This is a genomic window from Alkalicoccobacillus porphyridii, from assembly GCF_007293315.1.
Classification (GTDB): Bacteria; Bacillota; Bacilli; order Bacillales; family Bacillaceae_D; genus Alkalicoccobacillus; species Alkalicoccobacillus porphyridii.
In genome coordinates, this window is the sequence record NZ_VLXZ01000018.1 from 41,931 (window position 1) to 55,505 (window position 13,575).

Annotated in this window: 12 protein-coding genes and 1 other annotated feature; all 12 genes read right to left on the reverse strand. The window is 43.0% G+C overall.

What is annotated here, in order from left to right; translation table 11 throughout:
* Positions 1 to 44: 44 nt before the first annotated feature.
* Positions 45 to 515, reverse strand: a complete 471-nt coding sequence (rpsG, locus tag FN960_RS19380; protein WP_143850528.1) for a 30S ribosomal protein S7 — start codon at positions 513 to 515, stop codon at positions 45 to 47.
* Positions 516 to 551: 36 nt separating this feature from the next.
* Entirely contained in the window at positions 552 to 971 is a 420-nt protein-coding gene (gene rpsL / locus FN960_RS19385; RefSeq protein ID WP_143850529.1) for a 30S ribosomal protein S12, read from the reverse strand.
* 108 nt (positions 972 to 1,079) lie between these two features.
* Positions 1,080 to 1,328 (reverse strand): 50S ribosomal protein L7ae-like protein, encoded by a 249-nt coding sequence (locus tag FN960_RS19390; RefSeq protein ID WP_143850530.1) that lies wholly within the window; start codon positions 1,326 to 1,328, stop codon positions 1,080 to 1,082.
* Between the two features lie 87 nt (positions 1,329 to 1,415).
* Positions 1,416 to 5,039, reverse strand: a complete 3,624-nt coding sequence (gene rpoC / locus FN960_RS19395) for a DNA-directed RNA polymerase subunit beta' (protein WP_143850531.1) — start codon at positions 5,037 to 5,039, stop codon at positions 1,416 to 1,418.
* A 118-nt stretch (positions 5,040 to 5,157) separates the two neighbouring features.
* On the reverse strand, positions 5,158 to 8,700 hold the full coding sequence (gene rpoB, locus FN960_RS19400) for a DNA-directed RNA polymerase subunit beta (RefSeq protein WP_143850532.1): 3,543 nt from the start codon (positions 8,698 to 8,700) through the stop codon (positions 5,158 to 5,160).
* Between the two features lie 259 nt (positions 8,701 to 8,959).
* Positions 8,960 to 9,562 (reverse strand): class I SAM-dependent methyltransferase, encoded by a 603-nt coding sequence (locus FN960_RS19405; protein ID WP_143850533.1) that lies wholly within the window; start codon positions 9,560 to 9,562, stop codon positions 8,960 to 8,962.
* A 74-nt stretch (positions 9,563 to 9,636) separates the two neighbouring features.
* The gene (gene rplL / locus FN960_RS19410; RefSeq protein WP_143850534.1) at positions 9,637 to 10,005 is read right to left on the reverse strand and encodes a 50S ribosomal protein L7/L12; all 369 of its coding nucleotides are present in this window, start codon (positions 10,003 to 10,005) and stop codon (positions 9,637 to 9,639) included.
* A 68-nt stretch (positions 10,006 to 10,073) separates the two neighbouring features.
* Positions 10,074 to 10,574, reverse strand: coding sequence for a 50S ribosomal protein L10 (gene rplJ / locus FN960_RS19415; protein WP_143850535.1), 501 nt, complete (start codon positions 10,572 to 10,574; stop codon positions 10,074 to 10,076).
* A gap of 39 nt (positions 10,575 to 10,613) precedes the next feature.
* Positions 10,614 to 10,743, reverse strand: a sequence feature (ribosomal protein L10 leader region).
* A gap of 54 nt (positions 10,744 to 10,797) precedes the next feature.
* Entirely contained in the window at positions 10,798 to 11,538 is a 741-nt protein-coding gene (rplA, locus tag FN960_RS19420; protein WP_308419957.1) for a 50S ribosomal protein L1, read from the reverse strand.
* A gap of 73 nt (positions 11,539 to 11,611) precedes the next feature.
* On the reverse strand, positions 11,612 to 12,037 hold the full coding sequence (rplK, locus tag FN960_RS19425; protein ID WP_143850537.1) for a 50S ribosomal protein L11: 426 nt from the start codon (positions 12,035 to 12,037) through the stop codon (positions 11,612 to 11,614).
* A 157-nt stretch (positions 12,038 to 12,194) separates the two neighbouring features.
* A complete protein-coding gene (gene nusG / locus FN960_RS19430; RefSeq protein WP_143850538.1) occupies positions 12,195 to 12,728 on the reverse strand; it encodes a transcription termination/antitermination protein NusG in 534 nt (177 codons plus the stop codon).
* 84 nt (positions 12,729 to 12,812) lie between these two features.
* On the reverse strand, positions 12,813 to 13,001 hold the full coding sequence (gene secE, locus FN960_RS19435) for a preprotein translocase subunit SecE (RefSeq protein ID WP_143850539.1): 189 nt from the start codon (positions 12,999 to 13,001) through the stop codon (positions 12,813 to 12,815).
* Between the last annotated feature and the right edge of the window lie 574 nt (positions 13,002 to 13,575).

Here is a 13,575-nt window from a genome sequence, read left to right on the forward strand (position 1 = left end):
GTGTTTCCGCCCTGCTTTTTGATTGATAGTTTCTTATATAGATCTTACCAACGATAGTGAGCAAACGCTTTGTTTGCTTCAGCCATCTTATGCGTATCTTCGCGTTTCTTAACAGCAGAACCAGTGTTGTTAGCAGCATCTAGAATTTCATTAGCAAGACGCTCTTCCATGGTTTTCTCTCCGCGAAGACGTGCATAGTTTACCAACCAGCGTAGACCTAAAGTAGTACGACGCTCAGGCTTAACTTCAATTGGTACTTGATAGTTTGTTCCACCAACACGGCGAGCTTTAACTTCAAGAACTGGCATGATGTTTTTAAGAGCTTGATCGAATACTTCCATAGGGTCGTTACCGCTGCGTTCCTTCACTGTATCAAACGCATTATAAAGAATGGTTTGAGCAATTCCTCTCTTTCCGTCAACCATGATACGGTTAATTAGACGGGTTACAAGCTTAGAATTGTAAATCGGATCTGGTAATACATCACGACGTGGGACTGGACCTTTACGAGGCATAGTTTCCCCTCCTTTCAAATATTAAGTGAATATCTATTACTTCTTCTCTTTTGGCTTTTTCGTACCGTATTTAGAACGACCTTGCATACGGTTTTGTACACCAGCTGTATCAAGTGCACCACGAACGATGTGATAACGTACACCCGGTAAGTCTTTCACACGTCCACCACGAATTAGTACAACACTGTGCTCTTGAAGATTGTGACCAATCCCTGGAATGTAAGCTGTTACCTCGATTCCATTAGTCAAACGTACACGAGCATATTTACGAAGGGCCGAGTTCGGCTTCTTCGGTGTCATTGTACCCACACGTGTGCACACCCCACGTTTTTGTGGTGATGATACATTTGTTTGGGCTTTCTTAAAGCTGTTAAATCCTTTGTTAAGCGCTGGAGAGTCAGACTTTTTCCCTTTTGCTTCACGACCTTTACGGATTAACTGATTAATAGTAGGCATGATGATCCCCCTTCCCTCTAAAATAAGACCACTGATCCTGGTGGTTCATGTTTAGGCAAAAGTAATGTTTTTGCCAAACGGAAGACACCGATCGGCAAAAACATTATATTACTTCCTTAACGCAACAGTGGCTGCACCGACATCAATGCCGCAAGCTTTTCCAAGCTCTCTCATTGAGTCGACATATACAATCGGAATGCGTTTAGCCTGAGCTTTTTGCTCAGCCTGACTGACAACTCGGGTTTCAGCATCGCTGGCAACAACCAGTTCACTAACCAAGTCCTCATCTAACGCTTTAAGTGTCTGTTTCAAACCAATAAATGGATGTAATCCCTGTTCTACTTTTTCATAAGACATTTGTTATCCTCCAAAGCAAAAGGGCTTCAGGCACACTTTGATATCTTATCACCCTGATATATGAGTGTCAACCACTAGTTCCATTTTTTATTCCTGTGAAATCATTTCTTCGAGCATTGCTTCTGCCTGTGCTTCAGGTGTCTGCTTTGTATGCTCAGAATGGATGCTTAAATTACGGTAGCGCTGCATACCCGTTCCAGCTGGGATCAGCTTACCAATGATGACATTCTCTTTAAGACCAAGAAGCTCATCACGTTTTCCTTTAATCGCAGCATCAGTTAGGACACGAGTTGTCTCCTGGAAGGATGCAGCAGATAGGAAGGAATCCGTTTCAAGAGATGCTTTTGTAATACCTAGTAGTACCGGACGTCCTGTTGCAGGATTTTCACCGTTGATGAGAACACTAGTGTTTTCATCATTAAACTTCTGGATTTCAATTAAAGCACCTGGTAGAACTTTGGTATCTCCGGAATCAACCACACGGATCTTACGAAGCATTTGACGTACCATTACTTCAACGTGTTTGTCGCCGATTTCTACCCCTTGCATACGATAAACCTTTTGAACTTCTTTAAGAAGATACTCCTGTACTCCATTCATACCTTTAACCTTAAGAAGCTCTTTCGGATCAATCGAACCTTCTGTTAGAGGTTCTCCAGCTACAACGGTATCTCCGACTGAAACTTTTATACGTGAGCCATAAGGAATGGCATACGCTTTGCTTTCAAGAGAGCTTTTAACTGTGATTTCACGTTTATCGCCATCCTTGAAGTCAATGACTTCACCGTCGACTTCAGAAATAACCGCTTGCCCTTTTGGATTACGGGCTTCAAATAGTTCTTGGATACGCGGAAGACCTTGTGTGATGTCGTCTCCGGCAACCCCACCTGTGTGGAAGGTACGCATGGTAAGCTGTGTTCCTGGCTCACCGATAGATTGGGCAGCGATGATTCCTACTGCTTCCCCTACTTCAACATCGCTTCCTGTTGCCAGGTTACGACCGTAACACTTCTTACACACACCATGGCGTGTATTACATGTGAATACCGAGCGAATCGTGACCGCTTCAATATCAGCATCAACGATGACCTTCGCTGTATCTTCACCAATTAGACCGTTCTTACCAACAAGAACTTCATTTGTTTCAGGGTGACGAACGGTTTTGAATGCCACACGACCTACAAGACGATCGTAAAGCCCTTCAATCACTTCGTTACCTTCTTTAATTGCTTGAACCTGAAGTCCACGATCTGTACCACAATCGTCTTCACGAACGATGACATCCTGTGCTACATCAACTAGACGACGAGTTAGGTAACCTGAATCGGCAGTTTTAAGTGCGGTATCGGCAAGACCTTTACGTGCACCGTGAGTAGAGATAAAGTACTCAAGAACCGTCAGACCCTCACGGAAACTTGATTTGATTGGAAGCTCAATGATACGTCCAGATGGGTTCGCCATCAAACCACGCATACCAGCAAGCTGTGTAAAGTTTGATGCGTTACCACGAGCTCCAGAATCACTCATCATGAAGATTGGGTTACTGCGATCTAATGTACCCATTAGTTTATCTTGGATAACATCCTTCGCTTCACTCCAAATGGAGATCACACGATCATAACGCTCTTCCTCTGTGATTAGACCACGACGGAATTGTTTTAAGATACGCTCTACTTTTTCTTCGGCTTCAGCAAGAATCACTTTTTTCTCTGCAAGAACAACGATATCAGCTACCCCTACTGTAATCCCAGCTTTAGTAGAATACTTAAATCCAAGATCCTTCATACGGTCAAGCATCTTAGAGGTTTCTGTAATCTTAAAGATCTTAAATACCTCTGCAATGATGTTTCCTAAGAAACCTTTCTTAAACGGAAGAACAACATCACGTTCAAGTAGCTCCTTCTTCACATCGGTTGAGCTTGGTACAAGATACTTTTCCGGTGTTGCAACAGAAAGATTATAATCTGTTGGTTCGTTCATGTACGGGAACGAATCAGGCAGAATTTCGTTAAAAATCAGCTTACCAACTGTTGTTAGCATAAGCATTTTATTTTGCTCTTCAGTAAAGTTCGATTTTCCTAGTGAGGAAACCGGAACAGCTACACGTGTGTGCAGATGAACATACCCATTCTGATAAGCGATAATGGCTTCATTTGTATCTTTAAACGTTGAACCTTGCCCTTTTGCATCAGCACGCTCAAGAGTTAGGTAGTAGTTACCAAGTACCATATCCTGTGAAGGCGTAACAACTGGTTTTCCGTCCTTCGGGTTCAGGATGTTCTGTGCTGCAAGCATCAGAATACGAGCTTCAGCTTGAGCCTCTGCAGATAACGGAACGTGAACAGCCATTTGGTCACCATCAAAGTCAGCATTGTATGCTGTACATACGAGAGGGTGTAGCTTAATTGCGCGTCCTTCAACAAGGATTGGTTCAAACGCTTGAATTCCAAGACGGTGAAGCGTAGGTGCACGGTTTAATAGAACTGGATGCTCGCGAATGACTTCTTCAAGTACATCCCACACCTCAGGTTGAATACGTTCTACTTTACGCTTTGCACTCTTAATATTATGCGCTAAGCCTTTGCTCACAAGCTCTTTCATAACAAAAGGCTTAAATAGCTCAAGAGCCATCTCTTTTGGTAAACCACACTGATACATCTTTAAGTGAGGTCCTACTACGATAACGGAACGACCAGAGTAGTCAACACGTTTTCCTAGTAAGTTCTGACGGAAACGACCTTGTTTACCTTTTAGCATGTGCGAAAGAGACTTTAATGGACGGTTACCTGGTCCCGTTACCGGACGACCACGACGACCATTATCAATCAAGGCATCTACCGCTTCCTGAAGCATACGTTTTTCGTTTTGAACGATAATGTTTGGTGCTCCAAGATCAAGAAGACGCTTCAAGCGATTGTTACGGTTAATCACTCGACGATATAAATCGTTCAAGTCAGACGTTGCAAAACGACCACCATCTAGCTGTACCATCGGACGAAGCTCCGGTGGAATAACCGGAAGAACATCAAGCACCATCCAAGACGGCTCATTACCGGAGTGGCGGAAAGCTTCAAGTACTTCTAGACGCTTAATCGCACGTGTGCGACGTTGACCTTGGGCTGTAACAAGCTCTTCTTTTAGTGCATCTACTTCTTTTTGAAGGTCAATGTCAGCTAAAAGTTTACGAATCGCCTCTGCACCCATTTGAGCCGTGAAACCACGACCGTATTTATCGTAATACGCTCTATATTCTTTCTCAGAGAGCAATTGTTTCTTTTCTAAAGGTGTGTCACCTGGATCAGTCACTACATATGAAGCAAAATAGATGACTTCCTCCAAAGAACGTGGAGACATATCAAGAACTAATCCCATACGACTCGGAATACCTTTAAAGTACCAAATATGCGACACAGGAGCAGCAAGCTCGATGTGACCCATACGCTCACGACGGACCTTTGCACGTGTAACTTCCACACCACAACGATCACACACTACGCCTTTATAACGGACACGCTTATACTTACCGCAATGACATTCCCAATCCTTTGTTGGACCAAAAATTCGTTCACAGAACAAACCGTCCTTCTCAGGCTTTAGTGTGCGGTAATTAATCGTTTCGGGCTTTTTCACTTCACCTCTAGACCATGAGCGGATCTTATTAGGTGATGCAAGGCCTATTTTCATATACTCGAAATTATTAACATCTAGCAAGGGGTCAACCTCCCTTTTGATTTCCGTATCTGTTATCTTTTCACTTTATCACTGCAGATCAAGCAGAAAATGAAAGCAACAGGGAAGGTTCTGCCTTCCCGGTTGCTCATGCTATTCTTTACGCCTTTGTGGCACTAGGCTCAAAGTTCAAATTCAGCTTATCGTTTCCTTGTTCTTCCTCATCATCAAGCTCTCTCATTTCAATCTCTTCTTCGTTGCTTGAGAGCATTTTTACATCCATACCAAGTGATTGAAGCTCTTTAATTAATACTTTAAAGGACTCTGGAACGCCTGGTTCAGGAACATTCTCACCTTTTACAATCGCTTCGTATGTTTTTACACGACCCACTACATCATCCGATTTCACAGTCAGGATTTCCTGAAGTGTGTAAGCAGCACCGTACGCTTCAAGTGCCCAAACCTCCATCTCCCCGAAACGCTGTCCACCGAATTGGGCTTTACCACCCAATGGCTGTTGCGTTACAAGTGAATAAGGTCCGGTTGAACGAGCGTGAAGCTTATCATCAACCATGTGTGCCAGTTTGATCATATACATAATACCTACAGAGATACGGTTATCAAATGGTTCACCTGTGCGTCCGTCGTAAAGGACCGTTTTACCATCACGAGCCATACCCGCTTCTTCAAGCGTTCCCCAAACATCTTCCTCACGAGCACCATCAAATACTGGAGATGCTACATGAATACCAAGCTTACGAGCTGCCATTCCTAAATGAAGCTCAAGCACTTGTCCGATGTTCATACGAGAAGGTACCCCAAGTGGGTTTAACATAATGTCGATTGGTGTCCCGTCTGGTAAAAACGGCATATCTTCCTCAGGTAGAATACGAGAGATAACACCTTTGTTTCCGTGACGTCCAGCCATCTTATCCCCTTCATGAATCTTACGCTTTTGTACGATATAGACACGTACTAGCTGATTCACACCTGGAGGTAGCTCATCGCCATCTTCACGATTAAAGATCTTCACATCAAGGACAATTCCATCGCCACCATGTGGTGCACGTAGAGAAGTATCACGTACTTCACGTGCTTTTTCACCAAAGATTGCATGAAGTAGACGTTCTTCAGCAGTTAATTCCGTTACTCCCTTAGGCGTAACCTTACCAACTAAAATATCTCCGTCCTTAACTTCAGCACCCGTGCGAATGATTCCACGCTCATCCAAGTTACGTAGTGCATCTTCCCCTACGTTTGGAATATCACGTGTAATTTCTTCTGGCCCAAGCTTCGTATCTCTGGCATCAGATTCATATTCTTCAATATGAATAGATGTATACACATCATCTTTCACCAGACGTTCACTTAGGATAATCGCATCCTCGTAGTTGTATCCTTCCCATGTCATGAAACCAACCATAACGTTACGGCCTAGGGCCATTTCGCCTTTTTCCATAGATGGTCCATCAGCAAGGATTTCACGTTTGTCTACGATGTCACCTTCAGCAACAATTGGACGTTGGTTATAGCTTGTTCCTTGGTTTGAACGAATGAATTTCTGCAGGCGGTACTTATCAAGGTCACCCTTAACATCCTTACCATCTACTTCTTCAATACGACGAACCCAGATTTCTTTTGCTGTTACGCGTTCCACTTCTCCACGATACTTAGATACAACAGCCGCACCAGAATCTCTCGCCGATACATGCTCCATACCTGTTCCAACAATTGGCGACTCCGGTACAAGTAGTGGTACCGCTTGACGCTGCATGTTCGCACCCATTAGGGCACGGTTGGAGTCATCATTTTCTAAGAAAGGAATACACGATGTCGCTGCTGATACTACTTGTTTAGGTGATACATCCATATAATCTAAACGTTCGCGAGCAACCACTGTATTTTCTCCACGGAAACGAGCAATAATATTGTCATCTACAAATGCACCATCGTCTGTAAGCTTCGCATTTGCCTGTGCTACAACATAATTGTCCTCTTCATCCGCAGTTAGATAATCAATCTGAGCAGTTACTAAACCTGTCTCAGGATCTATACGACGATATGGAGTTTCCATAAAGCCAAATTCATTTACCTTCGCATAGGAAGACAATGAGTTAATTAATCCAATGTTTGGTCCCTCTGGCGTCTCAATTGGACACATACGACCGTAGTGAGAGTAGTGAACGTCACGCACTTCAAAGCCTGCACGCTCACGAGTAAGTCCACCTGGTCCTAATGCAGAGAGTCTACGCTTATGCGTTAACTCAGCTAGTGGATTCGTTTGGTCCATGAACTGAGAAAGCTGAGAACTACCAAAGAACTCTTTAATAGATGCAATCACTGGACGAATATTAATTAGCGCTTGTGGCGTAATCATATTCGGATCTTGGATTGACATTCTCTCACGAACCACACGCTCCATACGAGATAAACCAATACGGAACTGGTTCTGCAGAAGCTCCCCTACTGAACGCAAACGACGATTACCAAGGTGGTCAATATCATCTGTGTCCCCTACTCCATGAAGTAGGTTAAAGAAGTAGCTGATGGCTGAAATAATATCAGACGGTGCAATGTGCTTCACATCACGCTCAACCATACCATTTCCGATGACATCAATCACTTGCTCACCTTCACGGTCGCTTGGTGCGTAAATCTTAACCGATTGAATTGTAACGTCCTCATCATCAATCACTCCGCCAGATACATAGACCTTTTTGAAGCCAACATTATTCTCAAGGTAAGGAATAATTCTGTCTAATGTACGACGGTCAAGGACGGTCCCCTCTTCAGCTAAAATTTCACCTGTGTCAGGGTCTATAAGAGTCTCTGCTAAACGTTGATTAAAGAGACGGTTTTTAATGTGAAGCTTTTTATTCATTTTGTAACGTCCAACATTCGCTAGATCATAGCGCTTCGGATCAAAGAAACGAGAATCAAGAAGACTCTTCGCATTTTCAACCGTTGGCGGCTCACCAGGGCGTAAACGCTCATAAATTTCAAGTAGTGCTTTTTCCGTACTGTCGGTATTGTCTTTTTCTAAAGAATTACGCAGATATTCGTTCTCACCAAGAAGATCAACCATCTCCTGATCGGAACCAAATCCAAGGGCACGCAAAAGAACCGTCACTGGTATCTTTCTTGTGCGGTCTATCCGGACGTAAACAATATCTTTCGCATCCGTTTCAAGCTCAAGCCATGCTCCACGGTTCGGGATTACAGTGGCGGTAAAGCCTTTTTTTCCGTTTTTGTCAGTTTTCTGACTGTAATATACGCTTGGGGAACGAACCAGCTGTGAAACAATAACCCGCTCTGCCCCATTAATGACAAACGTACCGGTATCTGTCATAAGAGGGAAGTCACCCATAAATACTTCCTGCTCTTTCACTTCACCTGTTTCCTTGTTAATCAAACGAACCTTCACACGTAGTGGAGCAGCAAACGTTACATCACGTTCTTTTGACTCCTCTACAGGGTACTTCGGTTCTCCCAGACTGTAGTCAATAAACTCCAAAACCAAATTACCTGTGAAATCCTGGATCGGAGAAATGTCCTGAAACATTTCACGCAACCCTACATCAAGAAACCATTGGTAGGAAGCCGTTTGAATTTCAATTAAGTTAGGAAGTTCCAATACCTCATTGATTCTCGCGTAGCTTCTACGCTGGCGGTGACGTCCATACTGAATTAGTTGTCCTGCCAACTGATTCACCCCTTAAATCTCGCGTTATAGTATCTAAAAAAGGCAACTCAAACATCTTACTTTGAAGTTTGAATAACCATTGTTCAAAAAAACTGACCTCACTTTACAATCAAACTACTTTTTTAGACGAAACTGATTATAGCAGTATAGCCAAAATTAATAGGCTATATTCTTCCTAAAACAGTGTTTCTTCAGTCCTCAACTAGAAAAATAGGCAATTGTACGCATTAAATGATAATACCACAAGGTCAATCATGAGTCAATTTTTTCTTGCGCGGATAATAAAATATCCTTTGTTTTTTTCTACGGTCTCTACTTCATCAAAGAGTTGACCCAGTTTATCCAGTGTTGAAGGAGCCCCTTGTTTTTTTTGAATAACAACCCAAAGCTCGCCACCGGCTTTTAAATGAGCGTGTGCCTGTTCATATAATGAAAATACTACTTTTTTGCCTGCACGGATCGGCGGATTGGTAACAATGGCCGCGTAATCTCGATGTGTTACATGCTCAAATTCATCACTTTCATACACAACAACATTTTCTATTCGATTCTGTCGTGCATTCATTCGGGCTAATGTACAAGCCCTCTCATTTACATCGATCAGATGAACTAGACGTTCAGAATCCTCTTTAGCAAGCGTTAACCCAATTGGGCCGTAGCCACAGCCCACATCAAGTAGATCTCCCTCTGTCTCAGGGAAGCGAAAGTGCTCAATCAGCGTTTTACTCCCAAAATCTACTTCATGCTTAGAAAAGACCCCACTATCTGAGGTGAGGTTCATTGTGTGACCACGCAATTGCGCCTTCCACGTTTTTTGATCACTTTGCACGCCTGGCTTCTTTGAATAATAGTGTTCAGACATCGTGACCCTCCATTCCTATGCCTATGGACAAAAAAAGACTCGCTACGGCGCGAGCCTTTTCTTATTTAGCTAGATTACTTAACTTCTACAGAAGCTCCTGCTTCTTCAAGCTTAGCTTTGATTTCGTTAGCGTCGTCTTGAGAAACACCTTCTTTAATTGGAGCTGGAGCACCGTCAACTAGTGCTTTCGCTTCTTTAAGACCAAGGCCAGTTACTTCACGAACTGCTTTGATTACGTTGATTTTAGAACCACCAGCAGATTCAAGAATAACATCAAATTCAGTTTGCTCAGCAGCAGCTTCGCCACCACCAGCACCAGCAGCAGCTACAGGAGCAGCAGCAGTAACACCGAATTCTTCTTCAATAGCTTTTACAAGATCGTTAAGTTCAAGTACTGTCATTTCTTTGATTGCACCAATGATTTCTTCATGCGTTTTAGTCATTTGTAAATCCTCCTTGTTTTATAGGTTTTCACCTTTGGTTGTTTAATTATGGTTAGCAAGCAACGGTATTAAGCACCTTGCTCTTCCTTTTGGTCTGCAACTGCTTTTGTAGCAAGTGCAAAGTTACGTACTGGTGCTTGAAGCACACTAAGAAGCATAGAAAGAAGTCCATCACGAGATGGAAGCTCAGCAAGCGCCTTGATTTGCTCAAGAGAAGCCACCTGACCTTCGATTACACCAGCTTTGATTTCTAACGCTTCGTTTTTCTTAGCGAATTCGTTAAGAATCTTAGCAGGAGCAATAACGTCTTCTTTACTGAATGCAATTGCAGTAGGACCTACAAGCTGCTCATCAAGAGCAGTAAGTTCCGTCTCAGCAGTTGCACGACGAGTCATTGAGTTCTTGTAAACCTTGAATTCAACTCCAGCGTCACGCAGTTGCTTACGAAGATCCGTTACCTGAGCTACCGTTAATCCGCGATAGTCAACAACAACTGTAGACTGGCTTTCACGTAGCTTAGTAGCGATATCAGAAACAACCTGTTTCTTAGCATCGATGATTTTGCTCATACATTACACCTCCTGATCATATGTTTGTTTACACCGCGCATAAGCATATAAAAAGCCCTCATGCAGACATGAGGGCGTATGGATTCCATTTAGAAGAATCTATCGCTTACCTCGGCAGGATATTAAGCTCAAAAGCCCCTGCTGTCTACGGTATAATCATTTTGTTTGTGCGTTCATTGCACACTCCAAGAAGTATACAGATGAACACCCTTGTTGTCAACGTTTATTTAGAAAGAGATGAAACGTTCACGCGAATTCCAGGACCCATTGTAGATGCAATGGCTACGTTACGCATATACGTACCTTTAGCAGCGCTAGGCTTTGCTTTTAGCAATGTATCAATGATTGTCTTGAAGTTCTCAACAAGCTTGTCATCTTCAAATGACACTTTACCAATTGGCACGTGGACGTTACCGGATTTTTCAACACGGTACTCTACTTTACCAGCTTTGATTTCGTTAACAGCTTTCGTTACATCAAATGTAACAGTACCTGTTTTCGGGTTTGGCATAAGACCTTTAGGTCCAAGCACACGACCAAGCTTACCTACTTGAGCCATCATGTCTGGAGTTGCAACGATTACGTCAAACTCGAACCAACCTTGGTTGATCTTGTTGATGAAATCCTCTTCTCCAACATAGTCAGCGCCAGCAGCTTCTGCTTCCTTCGCTTTATCACCTTTAGCAAATACAAGCACACGTTGTGTTTTACCTGTACCGTTTGGTAGTACAACCGCTCCACGGATTTGTTGGTCCGCTTTCTTCGGGTCTACTCCAAGACGTACAGCTACTTCAACAGATTCGTCAAATTTAGCTGTTGCTGTTTTCTTAACAAGTTCAATAGCCTCTGCCGGAGAATAAGACGTGTCTTTATCAACCAACTTCAGCGCTTCTTGATACTTTTTGCCTTTTTTAGCCATGAATATTTCCTCCTCAATTGTGGTTTTAACGGATAGTCCTCCCACTACAGAAGGTTGCGCCCTGTCTAACAGGTAAGAGGACTTAACCTCTAGTCGCAACCTCCAGTAAACGGAACAATTAGTCTTCGATCGTAATTCCCATGCTACGAGCAGTTCCTTCAACCATAAGCATTGCAGATTCAACGCTTGCAGCGTTAAGATCTGGCATCTTAGTCTCAGCAATCTCGCGCACTTTATCACGCTTAACAGTTGCAACTTTATTTCGGTTCGGCTCTCCAGAACCAGACTCGATTCCAGCTGCTTTCTTAAGCAATACTGCTGCAGGCGGAGTTTTAGTGATGAACGTAAACGAACGATCCTCAAACACCGTAATCTCAACAGGAATAATTAGACCAGCTTGATCAGAAGTACGAGCATTAAATTCTTTACAGAATCCCATAATGTTCACACCTGCTTGACCTAATGCAGGACCAACCGGCGGAGCTGGATTCGCTTTCCCAGCAGGAATTTGCAATTTAACCATTTTAATTACCTTTTTAGCCACGTGACACACCTCCTTAAGTCCGTGATGTGGTTATCCGGATGATTTTCATCCTCCCACTCAAAAAACGGATGCACTCGCGCACCCGATGGCTCATGTTATCAAACCATATCAAACATGAAAATTCTATCACCTTCGACGTGAGATATCAAGTCATTTATTAAATCTTTTCGACTTGGTTAAAATCAAGCTCAACCGGCGTCTCACGACCAAACATGTTCACATGAACCTTCAGCTTCTGTTTCTCGCCCTGAATTTCTTCGATCGTACCAACGAAATTCGCAAAAGGACCTGCTTTGACTTTCACAGATTCTTTAATATCAAAATCAATCTCCGCCTTAGGCTGCTCTACACCCATTTGCTTTAAAATGCTTTCTACTTCATCAGGAAGCAGCGCAGTTGGTTTAGAACCCGCTCCAGCAGATCCAACAAATCCAGTGACACCCGGAGTATTTCGAACCACATACCATGAGTCATCGGTCATGATTAGTTCAACCAATACATAGCCTGGGAACACCTTTCTTGTTACTGTTTTTGTCTTACCATTTTTCGTTTCCGTTTCTTCTTCTACAGGAACAAGTACACGGAAGATCTTATCTGTCATGTCCATGGACTCTACACGTTTTTCAAGATTAGCTTTCACTTTGTTTTCGTATCCTGAATACGTATGGACTACATACCAATTTTTCTCCATTGTGGCTAGGACTAGTTAGTCCTATTCGCCTCCTTTCAATCTTCCATGCGCAAGGTATTAAAATCGCCTGTACAAATCAGGCTGTTACAGCAGGCGAACTAGCTCTGAAATTCCAAGATCAACAATGGCAAAAAAGACCGTCATAATTGCAACGGTTGCAAGTACCACTAAAGTGTATCGCGTAAGCTCCTTACGAGTAGGCCAGCTAACACGCTTCATCTCTTGTCCAACACTTTGAAAAAAACTACCCAAATTCTTTGATTTCTCAGCCATACAAACACCTCCAGCACCAATCAATTATTGTCATCCTACCGCTTATCTATTCAACAGCTTGTCAATGCTTACATATCCACAAACAAAAAAAGAACCGCTTTATGTATGGTCCTGACGAACGCCTTACCAAGCGTCATACTCTTTTTCAGTGCGGATTCGCTATGTCTTATATCTAGCAATTCTACTGATAGATCCTATGAGATCTAGCAATAATACGTATTTTGGTACACATACTCTTTTATCCTAGCATGTCAAGGAAAATGTGTCAATCTCCTCTAGCATTGAGAGGGGGGTGGGGAGTTATCACGAAAGGCGACTGCTTTATCATGGGCGGAGGTGGTTCGAGGGTTACTTAGATACACGTCCGTTTTACTAAGTGCCGAGACGCTTTTCCAAGATGGTTCAGAGGGTTACCAAGAAACATGGCCGTTTTACCAAGAGCCAAAGCGCTTCTCCAAGATGTTCCGAGGAGTTACCAAAATCATGACTGTTTTACTAAGAGCCAAAGCGCTTCTCCAAGACGTTCCGAGGAGTTACCAAGAATCATGACCGTTTTACTAAGAGCCAAAGCGCT

What these genes read in the sequence shown, in the direction of transcription:
- rpsG (WP_143850528.1), bottom strand. Translation starts at nt 515, where the DNA reads ATGCCTCGTAAAGGTCCAGTCCCACGTCGTGATGTATTACCAGATCCG.
- rpsL (WP_143850529.1), bottom strand. Translation starts at nt 971, where the DNA reads ATGCCTACTATTAATCAGTTAATCCGTAAAGGTCGTGAAGCAAAAGGG.
- FN960_RS19390 (WP_143850530.1), bottom strand. Translation starts at nt 1,328, where the DNA reads ATGTCTTATGAAAAAGTAGAACAGGGATTACATCCATTTATTGGTTTG.
- FN960_RS19405 (WP_143850533.1), bottom strand. Translation starts at nt 9,562, where the DNA reads ATGTCTGAACACTATTATTCAAAGAAGCCAGGCGTGCAAAGTGATCAA.
- rplL (WP_143850534.1), bottom strand. Translation starts at nt 10,005, where the DNA reads ATGACTAAAACGCATGAAGAAATCATTGGTGCAATCAAAGAAATGACA.
- rplJ (WP_143850535.1), bottom strand. Translation starts at nt 10,574, where the DNA reads ATGAGCAAAATCATCGATGCTAAGAAACAGGTTGTTTCTGATATCGCT.
- nusG (WP_143850538.1), bottom strand. Translation starts at nt 12,728, where the DNA reads ATGGAGAAAAATTGGTATGTAGTCCATACGTATTCAGGATACGAAAAC.
- secE (WP_143850539.1), bottom strand. Translation starts at nt 13,001, where the DNA reads ATGGCTGAGAAATCAAAGAATTTGGGTAGTTTTTTTCAAAGTGTTGGA.